The organism is Allobosea sp. AK1 (genome assembly GCF_006714945.1).
GTDB lineage: Bacteria > Pseudomonadota > Alphaproteobacteria > Rhizobiales > Beijerinckiaceae > Allobosea > Allobosea robiniae.
In genome coordinates this window covers 2,145,279-2,167,640 of record NZ_VFMG01000001.1, presented here as the reverse complement: position 1 = coordinate 2,167,640, position 22,362 = coordinate 2,145,279, and the positions used below count along the sequence as shown (strand labels likewise).

At 67.2% G+C, this 22,362-nt stretch carries 21 protein-coding genes; 10 read left to right on the top strand and 11 right to left on the bottom strand.

Features of this window, described 5'->3' with window-relative positions:
- Nucleotides 1–91: 91 nt before the first annotated feature.
- A complete protein-coding gene (locus FHT98_RS10790) occupies nt 92–490 on the top strand; it encodes a VOC family protein (protein WP_061965934.1) in 399 nt (132 codons plus the stop codon).
- 88 nt (nt 491–578) lie between these two features.
- Here FHT98_RS10790 and FHT98_RS10785 read toward each other — a convergent pair whose 3' ends face one another.
- From FHT98_RS10785 to FHT98_RS10775, 3 genes are all read right to left on the bottom strand, one after another.
- Nucleotides 579–764: a hypothetical protein gene (locus FHT98_RS10785; protein WP_113586842.1), complete on the bottom strand. Its 186-nt coding sequence runs from the start codon at nt 762–764 to the stop codon at nt 579–581.
- A gap of 79 nt (nt 765–843) precedes the next feature.
- Nucleotides 844–1,518 (bottom strand): Crp/Fnr family transcriptional regulator, encoded by a 675-nt coding sequence (locus FHT98_RS10780; RefSeq protein ID WP_142114013.1) that lies wholly within the window; start codon nt 1,516–1,518, stop codon nt 844–846.
- Nucleotides 1,519–1,610: 92 nt separating this feature from the next.
- Complete coding sequence (locus tag FHT98_RS10775; RefSeq protein ID WP_142114012.1) at nt 1,611–5,168, bottom strand: indolepyruvate ferredoxin oxidoreductase family protein; 3,558 nt, start codon at nt 5,166–5,168, stop codon at nt 1,611–1,613.
- Between the two features lie 315 nt (nt 5,169–5,483).
- Here FHT98_RS10775 and FHT98_RS10770 point away from each other — a divergent pair, with 315 nt between their 5' ends.
- Together FHT98_RS10770 and FHT98_RS10765 are read left to right on the top strand one after the other, a co-directional pair.
- Entirely contained in the window at nt 5,484–6,128 is a 645-nt protein-coding gene (locus FHT98_RS10770) for a DUF1007 family protein (RefSeq protein ID WP_061965942.1), read from the top strand.
- Nucleotides 6,119–7,141: a nickel/cobalt transporter gene (locus tag FHT98_RS10765; protein ID WP_142114011.1), complete on the top strand. Its 1,023-nt coding sequence runs from the start codon at nt 6,119–6,121 to the stop codon at nt 7,139–7,141. Before FHT98_RS10770 ends, FHT98_RS10765 begins: the two co-directional genes overlap by 10 nt.
- Nucleotides 7,142–7,144: 3 nt before the next feature.
- Here the strand turns inward: FHT98_RS10765 and FHT98_RS10760 are convergent, their stop codons facing one another.
- From FHT98_RS10760 to FHT98_RS10740, 5 genes are read right to left on the bottom strand one after another with little or no spacing between them, the layout of a single operon-like run.
- Nucleotides 7,145–7,531 carry a nitrile hydratase accessory protein gene (locus FHT98_RS10760; RefSeq protein ID WP_248309197.1) on the bottom strand — a complete coding sequence of 129 codons (387 nt, stop codon included), beginning with the start codon at nt 7,529–7,531 and terminating at the stop codon, nt 7,145–7,147.
- Entirely contained in the window at nt 7,518–8,177 is a 660-nt protein-coding gene (gene nthB / locus FHT98_RS10755; protein ID WP_113586847.1) for a nitrile hydratase subunit beta, read from the bottom strand. The genes FHT98_RS10760 and nthB overlap by 14 nt, the downstream gene beginning before the upstream one ends.
- Nucleotides 8,174–8,797 carry a nitrile hydratase subunit alpha gene (nthA, locus tag FHT98_RS10750; protein WP_142114009.1) on the bottom strand — a complete coding sequence of 208 codons (624 nt, stop codon included), beginning with the start codon at nt 8,795–8,797 and terminating at the stop codon, nt 8,174–8,176. Before nthA ends, nthB begins: the two co-directional genes overlap by 4 nt.
- Nucleotides 8,798–8,809: 12 nt before the next feature.
- Nucleotides 8,810–10,006, bottom strand: a complete 1,197-nt coding sequence (locus tag FHT98_RS10745; protein WP_142114008.1) for an amidase — start codon at nt 10,004–10,006, stop codon at nt 8,810–8,812.
- 3 nt (nt 10,007–10,009) lie between these two features.
- Nucleotides 10,010–11,599 carry a gamma-glutamyltransferase family protein gene (locus FHT98_RS10740; RefSeq protein WP_142114007.1) on the bottom strand — a complete coding sequence of 530 codons (1,590 nt, stop codon included), beginning with the start codon at nt 11,597–11,599 and terminating at the stop codon, nt 10,010–10,012.
- Nucleotides 11,600–11,729: 130 nt separating this feature from the next.
- On the opposite strand from FHT98_RS10740, the gene FHT98_RS10735 reads away from it, so the two are divergent.
- Nucleotides 11,730–11,969 carry a hypothetical protein gene (locus tag FHT98_RS10735; RefSeq protein ID WP_061965956.1) on the top strand — a complete coding sequence of 80 codons (240 nt, stop codon included), beginning with the start codon at nt 11,730–11,732 and terminating at the stop codon, nt 11,967–11,969.
- An 18-nt stretch (nt 11,970–11,987) separates the two neighbouring features.
- Here FHT98_RS10735 and FHT98_RS10730 read toward each other — a convergent pair whose 3' ends face one another.
- From FHT98_RS10730 to FHT98_RS10720, 3 genes are all read right to left on the bottom strand, one after another.
- Nucleotides 11,988–12,353, bottom strand: a complete 366-nt coding sequence (locus tag FHT98_RS10730) for a DUF1850 domain-containing protein (RefSeq protein ID WP_113586851.1) — start codon at nt 12,351–12,353, stop codon at nt 11,988–11,990.
- A complete protein-coding gene (locus FHT98_RS10725) occupies nt 12,350–14,494 on the bottom strand; it encodes a TRAP transporter permease (protein WP_142114006.1) in 2,145 nt (714 codons plus the stop codon). The genes FHT98_RS10730 and FHT98_RS10725 overlap by 4 nt, the downstream gene beginning before the upstream one ends.
- A gap of 175 nt (nt 14,495–14,669) precedes the next feature.
- A complete protein-coding gene (locus tag FHT98_RS10720; RefSeq protein WP_142114005.1) occupies nt 14,670–15,635 on the bottom strand; it encodes a TAXI family TRAP transporter solute-binding subunit in 966 nt (321 codons plus the stop codon).
- A 207-nt stretch (nt 15,636–15,842) separates the two neighbouring features.
- Between FHT98_RS10720 and FHT98_RS10715 the strand changes: the two genes are divergently transcribed.
- From FHT98_RS10715 to FHT98_RS10690, 6 genes are all read left to right on the top strand, one after another.
- Nucleotides 15,843–17,492 (top strand): OpgD/OpgG family glucan biosynthesis protein, encoded by a 1,650-nt coding sequence (locus tag FHT98_RS10715; protein WP_248309196.1) that lies wholly within the window; start codon nt 15,843–15,845, stop codon nt 17,490–17,492.
- 222 nt (nt 17,493–17,714) lie between these two features.
- Nucleotides 17,715–18,449, top strand: a complete 735-nt coding sequence (aztA, locus tag FHT98_RS10710) for a zinc ABC transporter ATP-binding protein AztA (protein WP_142114004.1) — start codon at nt 17,715–17,717, stop codon at nt 18,447–18,449.
- A 22-nt stretch (nt 18,450–18,471) separates the two neighbouring features.
- Complete coding sequence (locus FHT98_RS10705; RefSeq protein ID WP_091861553.1) at nt 18,472–19,347, top strand: metal ABC transporter permease; 876 nt, start codon at nt 18,472–18,474, stop codon at nt 19,345–19,347.
- A 34-nt stretch (nt 19,348–19,381) separates the two neighbouring features.
- The gene (locus FHT98_RS10700) at nt 19,382–20,323 is read left to right on the top strand and encodes a metal ABC transporter substrate-binding protein (protein ID WP_142114003.1); all 942 of its coding nucleotides are present in this window, start codon (nt 19,382–19,384) and stop codon (nt 20,321–20,323) included.
- Between the two features lie 46 nt (nt 20,324–20,369).
- A complete protein-coding gene (locus FHT98_RS10695) occupies nt 20,370–21,332 on the top strand; it encodes a CobW family GTP-binding protein (protein ID WP_142114002.1) in 963 nt (320 codons plus the stop codon).
- A 14-nt stretch (nt 21,333–21,346) separates the two neighbouring features.
- A complete protein-coding gene (locus FHT98_RS10690; protein WP_061965972.1) occupies nt 21,347–22,357 on the top strand; it encodes a WD40 repeat domain-containing protein in 1,011 nt (336 codons plus the stop codon).
- Nucleotides 22,358–22,362: the final 5 nt, after the last annotated feature.

The following is a 22,362-nucleotide window of genomic DNA, read 5'->3' as shown; positions in this document are numbered from 1 at the left end:
TCCGCTTTTGCTTCGGCCCTGATTTTCCTCACGAATTCGGCCGATTGAATCGGCGGGCGGAACCGTGCCTGCGACGGTGGCGGACAGACTCATGCTTCATCATCTGTCTTTCGGCGTTGCCGGTATCGAGCGTGCCTGCGCCTTCTACGACGCGGTGCTGGCGCCGCTCGGCTATGTCCGGGTCTGGTCGGACCTGCGGCCCGGCGAGACCGGGCAGGCGGTCGGCTACGGCTGGCCGGGCGGAGGCGACAAGCTGGCGCTGAAGCTCAAGCCGGAGGGGCAGCGGCCGCCGGGGCCGGGCTTCCACCTCGCCTTTGCCGCGCCCGATCGCGCAGCGGTCGACAGATTCCATGAGGCAGCGCTTCGGCATGGCGGGCGCGACAATGGCGCACCCGGACTGCGTCCTCACTACGGGCCGCATTACTACGCCGCCTTCGTGATCGATCCCGACGGCTACGCGATCGAGGCGGTGTTCAACGAGCCTGCGTAATACGCCCTGACGGCGAGAATCGTCATGGCGAAAGCCCGCCATCCGGGGAATGGCGGGCTGTTCGAGATGCGATGGCGGTCATCCGAAACTAGCGGCGCCCACCAGCTCGCGGATCGGTGCTTCGCCGGTCATTGCGGATTTTCACCGGCTGGCATGCCTGGAACGGATCGAGCCAATTGCCCCAGAGGCGACGGGCGATATCCGACTGGACGGCGGCATATTCGGTGAGCTGGTCGGTGACCCGTTTCGAGAACAGGTCGAGGAGGCCAAACATCGCAGCGGTTCCTTTCTCAGCCATTGGCTGTTCGGAATAAGCAACGCGCGAAAGGCGATTTGGTGCCGTTGGCGGCTTTTCACCCTTCGTAGCGGGCGAGCCGGTCGAGGTCGCGGATGGTGACGCTGCCATGGCCGAGCTCGATCAGGCCGAGATCGGCGAGCTTCGCCAGTCCCTGATTGGCCATCTGGCGCGAGATGCCGGCGAGCATGCCGAGCTCCTCCTGCGAGATCGCCAGCGTGCGGCCGAGATCGGGATAGAGGATCGGATTGAACAGCCAGGCGAGATTGCGGGCGAGGCGCCCGGTGGAATCGAGCGTGCGCTCGGTCTCGGCCAGCGAGATGAACTGGGCGAGGCGCTCGTTGAACTGGTGGACAAGGAAGCGGTTGAAGGCGGCCGAATGCTCGAACAGCCAGAGAAAGGTCGAGCGCCGCATCAAAGCAATCCGCGACTCGCGCAGCGCCACCAGCTCGTAGCGGCGCGCCTCGGCCTTGATCACGGTGCCCTCGCCGAACCAGGCGCCGGCGCGCAGCCCGGCGAGGGTCGCCGTCTTGCCGGATTTCGAGGTGGTTGCCATCTTGACCAGTCCGTCCGCGACGCCGGTCCAGGATTCCAGCCGGTCGCCGACATGGCAGATCGAGGCGCCCTTGCCATAGCTCTTGAAGGAGATGCCGCGCCGCGCCTCCTCGAATTCCGCCTCGGAAAGATCATGGGACCAAGAGGCGATGGCGCGCAGTTCCTCGGGGGTGATCACAAGCAATCCTTGAAGCCGGCTGTCGGCTCAATATGGCGTGCGGTGGCAATCGGACTCAAGTTGAACCAAAGAGGCGCTGAAAGCTCCTTGCCTCATTCGGCAGCCTGCGGCAACGCGGCGTCAGAGCCACCCTCGCGCAACTGCCCAAGCAGCATCGCCTCCTCAGCCTTCGCCGCCTTGAGATGCCGCTCCTTGACGTGGCCGAAGCCGCGGATTTTCTCCGGAATCGCGGCCAATGCCACGCAAAGCGCATGGTTCTCGGGCGTGAGCCGGGTCAGCAATTCGTTCAGCAGCACGTCGTAATCCGCGATCAGCCGGCGCTCGGTACGGCGCTCTTCGGTATAGCCGAAGAGGTCGAAAGCCGTCCCACGCAGGCCCTTGAGCTTCGCCAGCACCGAGAAGGCGCCCATCATCCAGGGGCCGAAGCTGATCTTGCGCGGCAGGCCGGTGTTCGGATCGCGCCGGGCCAGCAGTGGCGGGGCGAGATGGAATTCGTAGCGCAGCGGCTTCTCCTCGCTGCCCTCGACCTCGAAGGTCGCGGCGACCTGCTTGCGGAAGGCGCCGTCGCTGTAGAGCCGGGCAACCTCGTACTCGTCCTTGTAGGCCATCAGCTTGAAGAGGTTGCGGGCGACGGCCTCGCTGAGCGAGGTCTGGCCCGGCATCACTGCCGCCTCCCGCGTTTGGGCGCGGGCAACGAGATGACGGTAGCGCGCCGCATAGGCCGCATTCTGATAGGCGGTGAGGAAGGCGACGCGGCGCTCGATGATCTCCTCCAGCGTCTGCGAGATCTGGCGGGCCGGCGTCGCCGCCTTGCTCTGCGAGAGCAGCCCGGCGAGCCCCTCCGGATCATGCGCGGCGCGGCGGCCGAGTTCGAAGGCCTGCCGGTTCATGGCGACGGCTTCGCCGTTGAGCTCGATCGCCTTGAGCAGGGCCTCGCGCGAAAGCGGGACGGCGCCGAGCTGCCAGGCATGGCCGAGCATGAACATGTTGGCCGCGATGGCATTGCCGAGGAAGGCGACCGCTGCTGCCGTCGCGTCTAGGAAATGCGTCTGCTCGCGGCCGGCGGCCGACAGGATCGCGCGTTTCAGGCGCTCGGTCGGCAGGGAGAAATCGGCATTGCGGGTGAAATCGCCGGGCAGGCTCTCGGCCGTGTTGACGATGACGGTGCCGTGCTCGGGCCGGATCGCGCCGAGCACCTTCTTCGAGCCGGTGACGGTGAGATCGCAGCCGAGCACGAGATCGGCCTGCCCGGCGGTAACGCGGATGGCGTGGATGTCGTCCGGATGCGGCGCGAGCTTGACATGGCTGAAGACGGCGCCGCCCTTCTGGGCGAGGCCGGCCATGTCGATCATGCCGCAGCCCTTGCCTTCGAGATGCGCGGCCATGCCGAGGATCGCACCGATGGTGACGACGCCGGTGCCGCCGACGCCGGTGACGATCACCGCGAAGCTGCGGTCGAGCGCCGGAACGATGGGCTCGGGCAGTTCGGCTTCGCCGAGTGCCGAGGCATCGAGCCGGAGTGGATCGGCCTTCTTCGGCTTCGCTCCATGCACGGTGACGAAGGACGGGCAGAAGCCCTTCACGCAGGAAAAGTCCTTGTTGCAGTTCGACTGGTCGATCTGGCGCTTGCGGCCGAATTCGGTCTCCAGCGGCTGGACCGAGACGCAGTTCGACTGCACGCCGCAATCGCCGCAGCCCTCGCAGACCAGCTCGTTGACGATCACGCGCTTGTCCGGATCGGGATAGGCCCCGCGCTTGCGCCGGCGGCGCTTCTCGGTGGCACAGGTCTGGTCGTAGAGCAGGAGCGAGACGCCGGAGGTTCCGGCGAGTTCGCGCTGGACGGCGTCGAGCTCGTCGCGATGGTGCAGCGTCGTGCCGGCCGGCCATTGTGTGCCCGGCGGATATTTGCCGGGATCGTCGCTGACGACGGCGATGCGCTGCACGCCCTCGGCCGCGACCTGCCTTGCCATCTGGTCGGGCGAGAGATGGCCCTCGGCCTGCTGGCCGCCGGTCATGGCGACGGCGTCGTTGTAGAGCAGCTTGTAGGTCAGGGTGACGCCACTCGCGACGGCCCAGCGAATCGCGAGCGAGCCGGAATGGGTATAGGTGCCGTCGCCGAGATTCTGGAAGACATGGCCGCGCTTCGAGAACGGGGCTTCGCCGACCCAGTTCGCACCTTCGCCACCCATCTGGGTGAAGCCGGCGGTGTCGCGGTCCATCCACTGCACCATGTAATGGCAGCCGATGCCGGCATAGGCGCGCGAGCCCTCGGGCACGATTGTCGAGGAATTATGCGGGCAGCCCGAGCAGAAATAGGGCGTGCGCCTGGCGATTTCCTGCGCCTCGGCGAGGCGTCCCTGCGCCGCGGCGATCTCCTCCAGCCGGGCACGCAAGGCAGGGTCGTCGCGGTATTGCAGCAGGCGGCCGGCGAGCGCGATGGCGATATCGTTGGGGTCGAGCGCGCCATGGACGGGGAAGAGCCACTCGCCTTTCTCATCCTTCTTGCCGATCACCATCGGCTGGTGTTTGGCGCCGTAAAGCTCCTCGCGGACCTGGACCTCGATCAGCGAGCGTTTCTCCTCGACCACCATGATCAGGTCGAGTCCTTTGGCGAAGGCCTTCAACTCGGCCGGGTCGATCGGCCAGGGGCAGGCGAGCTTGAACAGGCGGATGCCCAGATCGTTGGCGCGGACCTCGTCGATGCCGAGATCTGCCAGTGCCTGCTGCACGTCGAGATAGGATTTGCCGACGGTCGCGATGCCGATGCGCGGCGTCTTGCCGCCCTGGGTCACGGTGCGGTTCAGTTTGTTGGCGCGCAGATAGGCCAGCATCGCATCGCGCTTGTAGAGATGCATCCGGCGTTCCTGCTCGACGAAATCGAGCTCGCGGCGGATTGCGAGGCCGCCGGGTGGCGGGGTGTAATCAGCGGGCGTGACGATGGCGACGCGGTCGAGCGAGCCATCGATAGAGGCGGTCGACTCGATGTTGTCCTTGACGCATTTGATGCCGACCCAGACCGAGGCGAAGCGCGAGAGCGCGATGCCGTGCAGGCCGTAATCGATGATCTCCTGCACGCCGGCCGGGTTGAGGATCGGCATCATCCGGTCGACCAGCACGAATTCGGTCTGGTGGGCGTTGGTCGAGGATTCCGCTGTATGGTCGTCGCCCATCAGGCAGATCACACCGCCCTTGGGATCGGTGCCGGCCATGTTGCCGTGGCGGAAGACGTCGCCGGAGCGGTCGACGCCCGGCCCCTTGCCGTACCAGAGCGCGAAGACGCCATCATGCTTGCCCTCGCCGCTCAGGCCCGCTTGCTGCGTGCCCCAGATCGCGGTCGCGGCGAGGTCCTCGTTGAGGCCCGGCTGGAAGACGATGTTCGCGGTCTTGAGGGGCTTGGACGCTCGCATCAATTGCTGGTCGAGCCCGCCGAGCGGGGAGCCGCGATAGCCGGAGACGAAGCCCGCCGTATCGAGCCCGGCCTGCCGGTCGCGCTCGCGCTGCATCAGCAGCATGCGAGCGACGGCCTGTGTGCCGGTGAGAAAGACCTCGCGCTTGCCGAGATCGTATTTGTCGTCGAGCGCGACCTCGCGCAGTCCGGCTTGGCGCAGCGCGCCCGCCTCGGTGTCGGATTTCCGTGGTGTCTCGGCCATGTTCGGCCTCCCGGATCGTCGTTCCCGCCGACGGGCCGGTAGTCCCGGCCTCATGCTTTGCCGTCTCCGCGGCGAATATGTCAGCAAGGCTGACATATCGACCGGAGGCGGTCAATTGATCTGGTATCATTCCAGTTTTCGAGGCGGGGTCCAGCGGTTTGCGGGAACGGCCGCTGTGCGCCACGGGAGGAGCGCCGCGATTTGGCCCCGTTTGGCAGGGATGGCTGTCGCAGCGATCAGGCGTGACGAAGCGCCCGTTGACGATCGCTTAACCATGATCCACGCAGACCCACGGGGATCACGGAGGGTTCGCCTTTGACGCGACGCGCGCATCTTACGGCCCTTTTCGGGCTCCTGCTGGCAGCCATCGCGGCCGGGCCGGCGGCAGCGCATCCGCATGTCTTCGTCAATGCCAAGGCGGAAATCGTCTTCACGGCCGACGGATCGGTGCAGGCGATCCGGCACCATTGGAGCTTCGATGAGGCCTATTCGGCCTATATCACCCAAGGCCTCGACAAGAACGGCGACGGCAAGCTGACCTCGGACGAGCTGGCCGAACTCGCCAAGATCAATGTCGAATCACTGCCCGATGTCGAGTTCTTCACCGCCGCCAAGCTCAACGGCCGCAAGCAGGAATTCGGCACGCCCGGCGAGCAGGTCATGTCCTACGCCGACAAGGTGCTGACGTTGGTCTTCACGCTGCCGCTGAAGACCCCGGCGAAGGCGCGCTCCTTCGGCATCGAGATCGGCGACCCCACCTATTTCGTCGCCTTCGACATCGTCGACGCGCCCGATGCGGTCGTGACCAAGGGTGCGCCGCAGGGCTGCGTCGTGCGCGTCAATCGCCCGCCGAAGCTCGACGACGCCACCCAGAAGCGCCTCGCCGAGGCCGATATCACCGCGACGCCCGATGTCAGTGGGCTCGAGGTGACGACACGGGCGCTGGTGGCATGTCCGTGACATCGGCCGAGACAGCGCGTCCGGCCGCTGCGACGCTGTCGCGGCGTCTGATCGCCTGTGCGCTGGCGCTGTTGCTGGTCGGGGGCGTGGTTGCGCTGCTCGCCCTGCTGCTCGCGAGCGTGAGCCCACCTCCGCCGCCTCCGCCGCGCAATCCCTTCGGCACGGCTTTGCCGCGCGAGGCGCTGCCGTCCACCACCGGCTTCGGGGCGGTGCTGATCGCCTGGCAGTCGAGCTTCTATCGTGAATTGACGGCGACGCTGAAGGCGATCGCGACGGCGCCGGCTGCGCTCTGGGGCCTGCTCGGACTTTCCTTCGGCTATGGCGTCTTCCATGCGGCCGGGCCCGGCCACGGCAAGGCGGTGATCTCCGGCTATATCGTCGCCGACAACCGCAGCCTGAAGCGCGGCCTGGGACTGAGCTTCGCCGCCGCACTCCTGCAGGCGCTGGTCGCGATCGCGATCGTGACGGTCGCGACGCTGCTGCTGCGTGTGACTGCGATGCAGATGAATGCCGCGACCACCGTGATCGAGCAGGGCAGCTTCCTGCTGGTCGCGCTGGTCGGGCTCTTGATGCTCTGGCGAAAGTCGGGCGCTCTGGTCCGGCTGGAGGGCGGCGGGGCGCATGATCCTGCGGCCTGCGACCATGTCCATATGCCCGATGCCGAGCAGGTCTCGCGGCTCGTCGGCTGGCGCGACATGGCCGGCGTCGTGGTCGCGGCCGGTGCACGGCCCTGCGCGGGGGCGCTGATCATCCTCGTCTTCGCCAATGCGCAGGGGCTGTTCTGGGCCGGCATCGCCGCGACCTTCGCCATGGCCTTGGGCACGGCGATCACCACCGGGGCGCTGGCGGCCTTCGCCGTCTTCTTCAAGTTCGCGGCACTGAAATTCGCCGGCGGCGGCAGCCTGCGCTCGGCGCGCCTGATCGCCGGGCTCGAATTGCTGGCAGCCGCCTTCGTCGCCGTGCTCGGCGCGGCGCTGTTCACCGGTCTCTGGATCGGCGGGGCAGGGAGCTGAGACTCAGCTCCGCAGCGGGTCGTTCTCCAGCAGGATCGGCTTGCCATGCGGCGTCGCCTCGGCGGCGCGAGCCCATGAGGCGGCGAGCGCGTCGACGCCGTCATGGGAGGTCAGCCCCTTGGCGATCAGCAGGTGCTCCAGCGCCTCGCACCAGCGCTCGTAGTAATCCGAGCCGTCCTTGCAGCCGCCGGCAGCCAGTGCCTCGCGGATTTCGGCACCGAGCGCCTGCGCCCATTCATCGGCGGTGAAGACGCCCTTGTTCTGGAGTTCGACGACCAGCGCGAAGGCCTGGGCCTGCCAGGGTTCGGCGAAGATCGGTCCCTCCGCATCGCGCGGGATCGGCGTGTCGGCGGCCAATGCCGCCGCCAGATCGGTCTCAGGCCGGCTCAAGATAGCTCTCCCAGGCCTCGATGCTGACGGTTGATGTCGGGTCGGCATCGCGGCCCCAGAGCTCGCGACCGTCGAAGACCACCGTGTAGAGCCATTGCGCCGTCTCGGGCTGCCCCTGCGCACCCGTGTCGGGGAAGACATGGCAGCCGGTGATGCGCTCGACCACGCCGGTCTTGCCGCGGGCATAGCGCGGCAGGCGGGTATGGTGCTGCGGATGCATCACGATGGTGCGGACCTTGTCGCCTACAGTGAAGCGCGCCGGGGCCTTGCTCTCGCGCTCATAGGGGAAGCCGCGGCGCAGGACGCCCGCGACCTCCTCGCCCTTGAGCACGCGCTTAGGCTCGCGGCGCTCGGGCGCGGGCCTGCCGCTGGCGAGTTCGTCCGTGCTCAGGAAGCCGTGCTTGACCAGAACCTTGTCGAGGGCGGCGAGCCAGATCTCGTAATAGGTCGAGGAGAGATACTGCGCCGGCGGCAGGCTCTCGCGGGCATGGCGGATCTCGTCGATCGACCAGGCGCCCATGGCGCCGGCCGCGACGTTGATCGCCAGCACGCGCTTTTCCCAGCCGCCATGGAAGACGGGCTCGTTCGGCTCGGGCACGACAGGGCCGAAACCCATCTGGCCGCCGAGATCATGGGCGCTGTTCATGCGGCGTCCTCCACGCGAGGAAGGCCGGTGCCGATCATGGAATCGCGGGAGACGATGCTTGCCAGCTTCTCTTCGCTCCAGCCCTCGGTGCCGGCCGGCCGCATCGGGATGACGATGAAGCGGGTCTCGGCGGTCGAGTCCCAGACGCGGATGCGCTGGTTCTCCGGAAGCGTCACACCGAAATCGGCGATGGTGCCGCGCGGGTCGAGCACCGCCTTGGCGCGATAGGGCGGCGATTTGTACCAGACCGGCGGCAGTCCGAGCACCGGCCACGGATAGCAGGAGCAGAGGGTGCAGACGATCAGGTTGTGCTGCTCGGGCGTGTTGAAGCAAGCGACGATATGCTCGCCGCCCCGCCCGCCATAGCCGAGTTCGCCGACCGCCGCGGTGCCGTCCGCCTTGAGACGTTCGGCGAAGGCCGGATCGGTCCAGGCTTTTGCGACGATGCGGGCGCCATCGCGGGGACCGATCCTGGTCTCGTAGGTGTCGATGATCGCGTCGAGAGCGGCCGGGTCGACATAGCCCTTCTGGACCATCAGCGTTTCCAGCGCCTTCACCCGTGCCTCGATGGCGGTGAAGTGGTTGTCGTGGTCGTGATCGTGGTGGTGATGTCCGCTCATGGCGGTCTCCTCTCAGGCGATCCGGATGCGGGCGGCGCGCTCGTAGCGCACCGCGAAGGCGACGAGCGAGCGGTCGGAGCCCTTCGGTCCGATCAGCGACAGGCCGAGCGGGGCGCCCTCGCGCTGCGCCACGGGAATCGTGATCTGCGGGAAGCCGGACAAGCCCGCAAGACAGAGCAGCCGCAGCGCCCGGTTGCGGAAATCCTCCAGCTCGGGCTCCTTCGCCGCGATCAGCGGCGCGATATCCGGCATGGTCGGCAGGATCAGCACGCCGTCCTGGCCGAGCAGGCGCGAAAGCCTGGTGCGGACGGATTTCCGGGTGGATTCGCCCTTGGCATATTCGGCATCGGTCACCGCCTTCGAGAAGGCGAAGCGCTCCTTCACGCCGGGCCCGAGCGGGGGGCTGAAGCGTTCGATCATCGGGCCGTCCGAAGCCCAGGCCTCGCGGCCCTGGATCCAGCGGAAGGCCCAGTAGAGCGGGTCGAGATCGCGGACGAGCTTGATGCCCTCGGGTTGGCCGAGCGCCGGAACCGTGCGCTGCACGACATTGCGCAGGATCGTCTCCGCCTCGGGCACGGCCTGGGCGAACATGTCGTCGGCCATCAGGAGGCGCGGCGCCTCCGGGAGTTCCGTCTTGTCGGGGCCGAACAGGACATTGGCGACGCGGGCGAAGGTCTCGCCGTCGCGGGCGAACCAGCCGGGCGTGTCGAGGCTTGCCGCGAGCGGCCAGGTGCGCTTCAGCGAGAGCCGGCCATGGCTCGGCCGGATGCCGAAGAGGCCGCCATAGCTCGCCGGCGCGCGGACCGAGCCGCCGGTGTCCGATCCGAGAGCGATATCCGCGAGGCGCCCGGCGACCGCCGCCATCGAGCCGCAGGAGGAGCCGCCGGTGATACGATCGGGCGCCGCCGGATTGATCGGCGAGCCGAAATGGGCGTTCTGGCCGTTGAGCGAGAAGGCGAGTTCGTCGGTATGGGTCTTGCCGACGAAGCGGGCGCCGGCCTTGAGCAGGTCCTTCACGATCGGGGCCGTCTTGGCCTTGATGCCGGACTGCGCCAGCACCAGCGGCGAGCCCGCCCCGGTCGGGTAGCCCTTGATGTCGAAGAGATCCTTCACCGCCAGCGTCAGCCCGGCGAGCGGGCCGGCAACGGCATGCTTCACCTCGGCGTCGGGATAGGGAAGGAAGCAGCGGAACGGATCGTCGAAAGTCATGCGTCAGAGCCCCCTCGCATCGCCATCGGAACGCGGATCATGCACGGCTTCGACCTGGCCCCTGGCGTGCTTCACCAGCATGCCGGCATGGCCGAAGCCCTCGGAATAGGCGAGGCCGCTTTCCTCGATCGGATGGCCGGCGGCATCGAGCCGTTCCAGCAGCGACGGGTCGAATCGATCCTCGAACTTGAGGCTGGCCGAGCCCGCACCCCAGGTCTTGCCGAAGAGCCAGCGCGGCGCATCGACGGCCGTGGCGAGGTTCTGGCCGGCGCGGTAGCGCGTCAGGATCTGTGCCTGGAACTGCGGCTGGCCGTCGCCGCCCATCGAACCATAGGGCAGGACGCGCCCGTCATCGAAGCGGGCAAGCGCCGGGTTCAGCGTGTGGAAGGGTTTGCGGCCCGGAACCAGCGGATTGGTGGCGTTCTTGTCGAGCGAGAAGGAGACGCCGCGATTCTGCCAGTGGATGCCGGTCGCCGGCAGCACGCAGCCGGAGCCGTATTCCCAGTAGATCGACTGGATATAGGAGACCGCGAGGCCCTTGCCGTCGATGGCGCCCATCCAGACCGTGTCGCCGTCGCCATGGCGCAGCGGCAGCTTTGCAGCCCGCTTCATATCGATGGCGGCAGCCTCTCGGGCCAGCGCGGCCTCGGTCAGGAACTCGGCGGGCGCGTGGTCGAGCTCGGCCGGGTCGGTGACGTAGCGGTCGCGGATCGCGAAGGCGCGCTTCGTCGCCTCGATCAGGCCGTGATGATGCTCGAACGAGTCGAGCTTCCAGGGGCCGAGCCGCTCGAAGATGCCGAGGATCATCAGCGAGGCCAACCCTTGCGTCGGCGGCGGCAGGTTGGCGACGGTCAGACCGGACAGCTTCAGCGAGAGGGGTGCGACGGAGCGTGCGTGATACCGTTCGAGGTCGGTGCGGGTAACGGGGGCGCCGATGCGCTCCAGATCGGCGGCAATCTCGCGGCCGACATCGCCGCGGTAGAAATCGTCGAGGCCGGCATCGGCGAGCTGCTGCAGGGCGGCGCCGAGCGCCTCCGGCTTGCGGCGGGCGCCGGGCCTGGGCGGGGCGCCATCGATCCAGAAGCTGGAGACGAAGCCGGGGGCGGCCTTCAGGGCTTCCAGCTCGTTCGGCTTGTTGCCCAATTCGGAATCTGAGACCGCATAGCCCTCGCGGCAATGCGCGATCGCATCGATCAGCAATTCCCGTAGCGGCATGCGGCCGCCGAGCGCGCGGGAGAGATCGAGGGCGAGCTGCCAGCCGCCGACGGCGCCGGCGACGGTCAGGGCCGCTTCCGGCCCGCGCGCAGGCAGGACGTCGTAGCCCTTGCCGCGATAGCGCTCGATCGTGGCGAGCGAGCCGGCCGGGCCGCAGGCCTCGATGCCGTGCATCTTCCCGCCGGGCTCATGCACCAGCCAGAAGCCGTCGCCGCCGATGGCGTTCATATGCGGATAGACCACGGCGATCGTCGCGGCCATCGCGACCATGGCCTCGATGGCGTTGCCGCCTTCGGCCAGAACAGCCCGGCCCGCTTCGGAGGCGAGGCGGTGAGGGGCCGCCACGGCGGCGGAAGCGAAGACAGGCGTATCCAGCATCAGGACTTTTCAAGCGCGCAGATCGTGCCCATCTGGGCAAGGGGCGCGAATTTGTTGCATGGGGCGGCAAGCTCCGCTAGGTGCGTGGGGCGCATGACCGCTTGAGGTGCTCGCGCGAAGGAAGGACAGCATGGCCGGACGGCATACCAACTGGCGCAACCTGATCATGGTCACCTCGTTCGGGATTCTGATCGCGGTCGAGCTCCTCGGCGTGGCGCTGGCGGCTGGCTGGGCGCTGGCGGGCCTGTTCGAGCTCGGCACCATCTTCGAATACATCATGATGGCGATCTTCTCGGTCTTCGCGGCCTACGGCATCGTCAACCTGATGCGCCGCATGCTCAAGATCGAGCATCTGACCGAGGTCGATTGAGGCCTTCGGCCTTTCCTATCAATCGCAGATCTTCAGCGTGACCGGATCGGCATCCGCCGGGAGATAGTCTCCCATGGGGCGGCAGCCTGATGCCATGCAGATGCGCCAGTCGGCCGTTGCGCCCGAGCGGCGCATCACCACGTCCTTCAGCGGTGGCAGCGCCGGATGCCAGCGCCAGAAGCCACCCACGAGCTTTGCGCCATCGGGCGGGTCCATGCCGGCGCCGGAGCCTTCGATCCGGGCCTCGACGATCTCCAGGCCGGCGGGCGTTTCCCGCCAGACCTCCTCCCACAGCGTCTTCTGCACCGAATGGCGCCAGCCCAGCGTGATCTCGCCCGTGCCGAGCGCTACCACGAGCGCTCCGGCCGCGAGGCAGAGGCTCATGCGACGGCCGTCTCTGCCTTGCGCGCGGCCAGCCAGTGCCGCCCGACGATGGCGATAGCCAGCGCATAGCCGAGCGGGTCGCTATAGGCGAACTCGCCGAAGAGCAGCACGGCGGCGCCGAAGCAGAGCACGCGCTCGACCACGGTCAGGCGGCCGAACAGCCAGCCGATCGCGACCATGCCGAAGAGGCCGATGGCGATCGTCGCCTTGAAGGTGGCGTAGACCACGGCCGGCCAGAAGCCGATGACGTTCGCCATCGGATCGCCCGGCTGCAGCATCAGCGCCGGCGAATAGACGGCGATAAAGGGGATGACATAGCCCGCGAGCGCGACGCGCATCGCCTCCCAGCCGATCTTGTCGGGGTTTTCCTTGGCGATCGGTGCGGCGGCGAGCGCTGCCAGCGCCACTGGCGGCGAGAGGTCGGCCATGATGCCGTAGTAGAAGGCGAACATGTGGCTGACGATCAGCGGCACGCCGAGCTTTTCCAGTGCCGGGGCGGCGAGCGCGGCGACGATGATATAGGTCGGGATCGTCGGGATGCCGGTGCCGAGCAGGATCGACAGGATCATCGTCAGGATCAGGGCCAGGAACAGGCTGTGCTGGCCGAGCCCGATGATCCAGGCGCCGAAGGTGGTGCCGATGCCGGTCTGCGTCATCAGGCCGATAATGGTGCCGACGATGGCGCAGGCGATGCCGACCGGAAGCGCCGTCTTGGCGCTGTCGGCCAGCGCGTCGCGGCTGATCGCCAGCGTCGTGCGCCCGCCGAGCGTGAAGGCGTTGGCGAGGACCAGGACGGCGATCAACCCGGCGACGATGCGGATATCCATGCCCTCGCGGAAGAGCGCGGCGGCGATGAGCCCGAGCCCGACCCAGAAGATGATGCGCAGCGTGTGCGTGCTGAAGCCGGCCGTGATGCCGGCGCCAAGCAGGAGCCCGACGGTCAATGCCAGGCCCATCGTGCCGGCGAAGAGCGGTGTGAAGCCGTGGAACAGCATGAAGACCAGCACCGCGAGCGGCAGCGCCAGATACCAGCGCTCGCGCAAGGCCTTGAGCGGGCTTGGCAGCATGGAGCGCTCGATGCCCTTGAGGCCGTATTTGCCGGCTTCGAGATGCACCATCCAGAAGGCCGAGGCGAAATAGAGCACGGCAGGGATCGCCGCGGCCTTGACGATCTCGGCATAGGGCACACCCAGCGTCTCGGCCATGATGAAGGCGACGGCGCCCATCACCGGCGGCATGATCTGGCCACCCATCGAGGCCGTGGCCTCGACGCCGGCGGCGAAGGCGCGCCGATAGCCGAACTTGATCATCAGCGGAATGGTGAACTGGCCGACGGTCACGACATTGGCGACGCCGGAGCCGGAGATCATGCCCATCATGCCCGACGAGACCACGGCGACCTTGGCCGGGCCGCCGCGCGCGCCGCCGAAGAGGCCGAGCGAGACATCGTTGAAGAGGTGGATCATCCCCGCCTTTTCGAGGAAGGAGCCGAAGACGATGAACAGGAAGATATAGGTCGCGGAGACGTAGATCGGCGTGCCGTAGAAGCCTTCCGTGCCGAAGGAGAGGTGGCCGATGATCTGGTCGAAGCCGTAGCCGCGATGGTTGAAGGGCGCGGGCAGATACTGGCCGAAGAACCAGTAGAGCAGGCAGACGCCGCACATGATCGGCAGGGCGTTGCCCATCAAACGGCGGGCCGCCTCGAAGATCAGCACGATCAGGAGCGTCCCGACGACGAGATCGAGCGTCGAGGGATCGCCGTCGCGCAGGATCAGGTCGGCATAGAAAATCCACTGATAGAGGCCGATGCCGAAGCCGAGGATGCCGAGCGCCCAGCCGAGCAGGCGGCCGGGCGTGTCCTTGGCCCTGAAATTGGCGATGAGGCCGAAGGAGAGCAGCAGCAGGAAGCCGACATGGACGCCGCGCGCCGCCTGGCTCGGCAGGAAGTTCCAGGCGGAGACCGCAATCTGGAAGGCGGCGAAGGCGAGCGCCAGCCCATAGGCGAACAGGCCCCAGCCGCCGGGGCCGAAGCCGGGCGGGAAGCCATGCTCGAAATTGTCCAGATCGGCGTGCTCGACCTCGCCCGGCTTCGCACCGGAGAGGGTTTCCAACTGGTCGGTTTCGGCGGCGGTGGTGGTCATCGTCCAGATCCTGCCGGTGCTCATATGTCATCCCGCACGCGCCGCGGCATGGAATGCCGCTGCGCAGATGCGGGATCGTTCTCAGGAGAAGGCGCCTTCTCGTCGTGAGGTCCCGTGTCTGCGCAGCAGCATTTCACGCTGCGGCGCGCACGGGATGACACGCTTCATGCAGGCGTCAGGAACCGACCTTCAGGCCCTTTTCCTTGAGATAGCGCGCGGCGCCCGGATGCAGCGGGACCGGCATGCCGTCGAGCGCCTTCTCCAGTTTGATCTCCTTGCCGGCCGCGTGCGAGGCGGCGAGCTCGCCGAGATTCTCGAAGATCGTCTTCGTCATCTGGTAGACCAGCTCCTCCTTCACGCCCTCATGGGTGACGAGGTAGTTGACCACGGCAGCCGTGTTCACCGCCGCGCTCTGGCCGGTATAGGTATTGGCCGGGATCGGGGCGCTGATGAAGGGCGGGCCGGCCTTGTCGATGACGGCCTTCGGCACCTCGACGACATTGATCTCGACCGAGGTCGAGAGATCGCGCAGCGAGGCGACGCCGAGGCCGGCCGATTGCAGGGTCGCATCGAGCTGGCGGTTCTTCATCAGCTCGACCGATTCGGCGAAGGGCAGGTACTCGATCTTGCCGAGGTCCTTGTAGGTGATGCCGGCGGCGGCGAGGATCGCGCGGGCGTTGAGCTCGGTGCCGGATTTCGGCGCGCCGACCGAGAGGCGCTTGCCCTTGAGATCGGCCAGCGTCTTGATGCCGCTCTCCTTGGAGGCGACGATCTGGACGTAGTTCGGATAGATCGCAGTGACGCCGCGCAGCTTCTTCAGCGGCGCCTTGAAGCCGGCCTCCTCGTCGCCCTTCCAGGCGGCGTCGAGCGAATCGCCCAGCGTGAAGGCGATCTCGCCGCGGCCCTGCTGCAGCAGCACGAGATTCTCGACCGAGGCCTTGGTCGCCTGCACGGTCGGCCGGACGTTCTGGATCTTCTCGCCATAAATCTTCGAGAGCGCGACGCCCATCGGATAATAAACGCCGGAGGTGCCGCCGGTCAGGATGTTGATGAACTCCTGGGCGCTGGCGGTGACCGGCGCGGCGACCAGCGCAATGGCGGCGGCAAAGCCGGCAAGACGGCTGCGGAACTGTGCTTTCATGACATCTCCCTGAGGGTCGCTCCGGCTCATGCGGCCAGTTGTCGCGTTTTTAGAGCATGCTGAACCGGAAAGGGAAAGCGTTCGACAACAGGTGGCAGTCCGCCTTTAGCCCAAGGGCCGGACTGGTTTCGCCATGATCGGCTGCCTATCTCCGGTTTCGCACGGTCACTTCGCCATGGGCGGGCTGGCTGCGCTTCCGAGCAACGAATGACCAGGAACGACATGCAGGACCGCGCCGAGCAGGGTAGCAGCCAGGGGCTTCGCCTCGACCGACGGACTCTTCTCGCCGGCGCGGGCGCGACAGCGACGCTTGCCGCGCTCGGCTTTGCGCCGGAAGCCCTGGCGCAGCAGGGGCTCAAGCTCGGCGAAGCCAGGGAATTCAGCTTCGAAGCTCTGAAGGCGCGGGCGAAGGAGATGGCGGCCAAGCCCTATGAGGCACCGCCGAATCCGCGGCCCGAGGTGATGCGGCGGATCGATTACGAGGCCCATGGCAAGATCCGGTTCAAGCCGGAAGCGGCGCTCTGGGCGAATGGTCCCTCGCCCTGGCCGGTGACCTTCTTCCATCTCGGCCGCTTCTTCCAGAAGCCGGTCAGGATGCATGTCGTCGATGACGGCAAGGCGCGCGAGATCGTCTACGACGCCAGCTATTTCGAGATGCCCGTCAGCTCGCCGGCGCGCGAACTCCCCGCCGGAGCGGGCTTCGCCGGCTTCCGCCTCCAGGAAAGCCGCAGCGGCCATCCCGGACGCAACGGCGAGGCGCTCGACTGGAAGACGAACGACTGGGTCGCCTTTCTCGGCGCCTCCTATTTCCGTGCCATCGGCGAACTCTATCAGTACGGCCTGTCGGCGCGCGGCGTCGCGATCGACCCGGCGGTCTCCGGCAAGGCCGAGGAATTCCCCGATTTCACCCATATCTGGCTGGAAACTCCCCCGGCGGGCGCCGAACATGTCGTGGTCCATGCGCTGCTTTCAGGGCCGAGCCTGGCCGGCGCCTATCGCTTCCGCATGCATCGCGGCAAGGGCGTCACCATGGAGATCGAGACCGCGCTGCATCTGCGCAAGGACGTCTCGCGGCTCGGTATCGCGCCGCTGACCTCGATGTTCTGGTATTCCGAGACGGTCAAGCAGACGGCGGTCGACTGGCGCCCCGAGGTGCATGATTCCGACGGGCTCGGGCTCTGGACCGGTTCGGGCGAGCGCGCCTGGCGCTCCCTGAACAATCCTCCGCACACCATGGCCTCGTCCTTCGTCGACAGCGACCCGCGCGGTTTCGGGCTGATGCAGCGCGACCGCGAGACCGGGCATTATCTCGACGGCGTGCATTACGAGCGCCGTCCGAGCCTCTGGGTCGAGACGGACGGGCAGTGGGGCAGGGGCTCGGTGCAACTCATCGAGATCCCGACCGACGATGAGATCCACGACAATATCGTCGCGATGTGGGTGCCGGAGGCGCCAGCCAAAGCCGGCAACGCCTATAATTTCCGCTACACGCTGCATTGGCTCTCCGACGAGCCCTTCCCGACGAAGCTCGGGCGGGTCGTCGCGATGCGGCTCGGCAATGGCGGCCAGCCGGGAACGGCGCGGCCGCGGGGCGTGCGCAAGTTCATGGTCGAGTTCCTCGGCCCGACGCTGGAGGCGATCCCCTTCGGCACGAAGCCGGAGGTGGTGCTCTCGACCTCGCGCGGCAGCTTCTCCTATGTCTTCACCGAAGCGGTTCCGGACGACGTCTCCGGCCATTGGCGCGCCCAGTTCGACCTCACCGTCGCCGGCAGCGAACCGGTCGAGATGCGCTGCTATCTCAAGGCGGGCGATACGGTGCTGACCGAGACCTGGCTCTACCAGTACCTGCCGTTCTGAGCGGGGACGGGCGCGGAATCGCGCTTGCCCCGGCGTGAGCGTAACATTATATCATTTCTTATGGCTCACGCGCACGCTCCTCACACGCATCGCGCCGCCTCGGAAGCTCCGGGGTGGTCGCTGCTGCGTCTGTCGGCGGGAACGCGCGTGGGATTGGCCGCTGTCATCGTCGCCTTGCTCTGGCTGGCGACCCTGGCCGTGATCCTGTGATCGAGTAGCATCATGTCCGCCATCCGCCTGACCGACCTGACGCTGGGCTATGACCGCCATCCGGCGGTGCATCATCTCTCCGGCGAGATCGAGACCGGCAGTTTGACCGCCATCGTCGGGCCGAACGGCGCCGGCAAGTCGACCTTGCTCAAGGGCATTGCCGGGGCGCTCGCGCCACTCTCGGGCGGCGTTGCGCTCGCCAGGGGCAAGCGGCTCGCCTATCTCCCGCAATCGGCCGATCTCGACCGCTCCTTCCCGATCCATGTCTACGATCTCGTCGCCATGGGCCTGTGGAACCGCGCCGGCATCTTCGGCCGCATCGGGGCCGGGGCTGTCCACAAGATCGAGCATGCCATTGCGGCCGTGGGACTCACAGGCTTCGAGCGCCGGCCGATCGGCACGCTCTCCGGTGGACAGATGCAGCGGGCGCTGTTCGCGCGGCTTCTGCTGCAGGATGCCGACGTGATCCTGCTCGACGAGCCCTTCACCGCGATCGATGCCCGCACCACTGCCGATCTGCTGGAGCTGGTGCGGCGCTGGCATGGCGAGAGCCGCACGGTCGTGGCCGTGCTGCACGATATCGAGACCGTCAGGCAGGCCTTCCCGCAGACGCTGCTGCTGGCGCGCGAGGCCGTGGCCTGGGGCGAGACCGCGACTGTGCTGACGCCCGAGAACCTGCTGAAGGCGCGGCGTATGGTCGAGGCCTTCGACAGCCACGCCGTTCCCTGCCAGCGCGACGCCGCCTGATCCGCCCAAACAGGCCAAGCCGATGTTCTACGATCTCCTCATCGGCCCCTTCGCCGAATTCGACTTCATGCGCCGCGCGCTCGTCGGCGTGGTTGCGCTTTCCGTCTCGGGCGCGCCGATCGGCGTCTTCCTGATGCTCCGGCGAATGAGCCTGACCGGCGATGCCATGGCGCATGCCATTCTGCCCGGCGCGGCTCTGGGCTATCTCGTTGCGGGATTCTCGCTGCCGGCGATGACGATCGGCGGGCTCGCGGCCGGCTTTGCGGTGGCGCTGGCGGCAGGCGCGGTGGCGCGCGCGACCGTCCTCAAGGAAGACGCCTCGCTCGCCGCCTTCTACCTGATCTCGCTGGCGCTCGGCGTCACCATCGTCTCGCTCCGGGGCTCGGCGATCGACCTGCTGCATGTGCTGTTCGGCAATGTGCTGGCGCTCGACGACCAGGTGCTGATCCTGCTCGCCGGCGTCGCGACCGTGTCGCTGTTATCGCTGGCGGCGCTCTATCGGCCATTGGTGCTGGAATGCGTCGATCCCGGCTTCCTGCGTTCGGTCAGCCGTTCGGGCGGCGTCGTGCATCTCGCCTTCCTCGCGCTCGTCGTGCTCAATCTCGTCGCCGGTTTCCATGCACTGGGGACCTTGCTGGCCGTTGGCATGATGATGCTGCCGGCGGCCGCCGCACGCTTCTGGACCGCCGATATCACGCGGCTCCTCTTGCTCGCGGCCGGTTTCGGCATGGTGTCCGGCTATGCCGGGCTGGTGGTTTCCTACGCGGCAGGGTCGAGCCTGCCGGCGGGGCCGTCGATCATCCTCGCCGCGGGGGCGATCTATATCGGCTCGCTCCTGTTCGGCTCGCAGGACGGACTTGCACGACGCCTCTTGCCTCGCGCCCATCTCCAGAGATAGAAACGTTATATCGTTACATATCTTGGAGTCGCCCATGCCCAACCGTCGCGCTTTCGTCGCTGGCCTCGCTTTCGGGCTTGCCGCAGTCGCCACGCCGTTCGGCGCTTTTGCGCAGGAGAAGCTGCCGGTCGTCGCGAGCTTCTCGATCCTCGGCGATTTCGCCCGGCAAATTGGCGGTGATCGCGTCAGCGTGACCACGCTGGTCGGCCCCGACGGCGATGCGCATGTCTATTCGCCGACGCCGGCCGATGCGAAGGCGATGGCTGCCGCCAAGCTCGTTCTCGTCAACGGCCTGCATTTCGAGGGCTGGTTGCCGCGTCTTGTGAAATCCTCGGGCACCAAGGCGACGATGGCCGAGGCGACGAAGGGCATCACCCCGCTCGAAGCCGATGACGACCATGACGACAAGGGCAAGGGCGGCCATGCGCATGCCCATGGCCATGACGATCCGCATGCCTGGCAGAGCGTCGCCAATGCAAAACTCTATGTCGCCAACATCAGGGATGCGCTGAGCGCAGCCGATCCGGCGGGCAAGGCGAGCTATGAGGCCAATGCCACGGCCTATCTCGCCGAGCTCGACAAGCTCGAAGGCGAGGTGAAAGCCGCCATCGCCCGCATCCCGGCCGAGCGACGCAAGGCGATCACCACCCATGACGCCTTCGGCTATTTCGTGAAGGCGTATGGCATCGCCTTCGTCGCGCCGCAGGGCGTTTCGACCGAGGCCGAGGCTTCCGCCAGGGATGTCGCCCGCATCATCCGGCAGGTGAAGGCGCAGAAGATTCCGGCGGTCTTTCTCGAGAACGTCACCAATCCGCGCCTTGTCGAGCAGATCGCGCGTGAGAGCGGCGCCAAGGTCGGCGGCCGGCTCTATTCGGATGCGCTCTCGGCCGAGAGCGGGCCGGCGGGGACTTACATCCGGATGATGAAGCACAATATAAGCGAAATCGAAAAGGCGCTCGCCGCCGGCCCGGCCTGACCGGGCGGTGTCATCCTCGTCGCGTCGCAGTCATTCAGGTCAAGCCATGTCCGAGAAAATCCCCGTCACGGTGCTCACCGGCTATCTGGGCGCCGGCAAGACCACGCTCCTCAACCGCATCCTGACCGAGGACCACGGCAAGAAATTCGCCGTGATCGTCAACGAGTTCGGCGAGGCCGGCATCGATGGCGACCTCATCGTCGGCGCCGACGAGGAAATCTTCGAGATGAACAACGGCTGCATCTGCTGCACCGTACGCGGCGACCTGATCCGCATCCTCGACGGCCTGATGAAGCGCAAGGGCAAGTTCGACGCGATCATCGTCGAGACCACCGGTCTCGCCGATCCTGCGCCGGTCGCCCAGACCTTCTTCGTCGACCAGGATGTCGGCGATGCCACCCGTCTCGACGCGGTCGTGACCGTGACCGACGCCAAGTGGCTGAAGGACCGGCTGAAGGATGCGCCGGAGGCGAAGAACCAGATCGCCTTCGCCGACGTCATCGTGCTCAACAAGACCGATCTGGTGACGGCGGAAGAGCTGGCCGATGTCGAGGCCGCGATCCGCGCCATCAACCCCTATGCCAAGCTGCACAAGGCCGAGCGCGCCAATGTCGATATCGCAGCCCTGCTCGACCGCAACGCCTTCGATCTCGACCGCATCCTCGATATCGAGCCGGATTTCCTCGAGGCCGGGCATCACCATCACCATGCCGAGGATGTGCGCTCGATCTCGCTGACCGTGCCGGGCGATGTCGATCCCGAGAAGTTCATGCCATGGATCAACGACCTCACCCAGATCCAGGGGCCGAACATCCTGCGTTCCAAGGGCATCCTGGCCTTCAAGAACGAGCCACGCCGCTTCGTCTTCCAGGGCGTGCACATGATCCTGGACGGCGACCTGCAGCGCGACTGGAAGGATGGCGAGACCCGCGAGAGCCGTCTCGTCTTCATCGGGCGCGATCTCAACGAGAACGAATTGCGCAAGGGGTTTGAAGCCTGCGCGGCGTGAGCTAAAGCCGCGTCATGACAACGATGACCCCACCCGTCTCGCTGCGCGAGCATGTCACCCCGATTGCCGCGGAGACGCATGTCGTCGCGGTCCGCTGGCTGAAGCAAGGGCTCGTGTTGGCGCTGGCCGACGGGCGCGTGCTGCGCTGGCGCGACGGCGCCGTCGTGGACGGCGTCGAGGCCCATGCCGGCGGCATCCTCTGCGCGACCGGAGACGGCGAGCGCCTGATCACCGGCGGCGATGACGGGCGCGTCGTCGCTACCCGTTTCGAGGGTGAGCCGGAGGAGTTGGCCAAGGACCAGAAGCGCCGCTGGATCGATGCGATCACGCTGTCGCCCTCGGGCAACCTCGCCTGGAATACCGGCAAGACCGTGCAGGCCCGCGACGAGAAGGGCCGCATCCGCACGCTGGACGCCGCGAGCACGCCGCAGGGCCTCGTCTTCGCGCCGAAGGGCTATCGCCTCGCCATCGCCCAGATGAACGGCGTCTCGCTCTGGTATCCGAACACCGAGGCGAAGCCGGAATTCCTGGAATGGAAGGGCTCGCATATCGACGTCGTCTGGTCGCCCGACGGGCGTTTCGTGGTTTCCTCGATGCAGGAGAACGCGCTGCATGGCTGGAAGCTCGGCGACAAGCCCGGCCATATGCGGATGACCGGCTATCCGGCCAAGCCGCGCTCGCTGTCCTGGTCGCATGACGGGCTGTGGCTTGCGTCCAGCGGGGCGGACGGCGCGATCGTCTGGCCGTTCCAGGGCGACGGGCCGCAGGGCAAGGCGCCGCGCGAATGCGGCGTGCGCCATGCCCGCGTCACCCGCGTCGCCTTCCATCCAGGCGCGCTGGTGCTGGCGATCGGCTATGATGACGGCTGCATCCTGATGGTCCGCTTGACCGACGGTTCCGAATTGCTGGTGCGGCCGGCGCTGCGCGACAGCGGCATCAGCGCTTTCGCCTGGGACAAGGCCGGCAAGCGGCTCGCCTTCGGCGCCGAGGATGGCGCGGCCGGCGTGCTGACGCTGCCGAACTGAGCGGC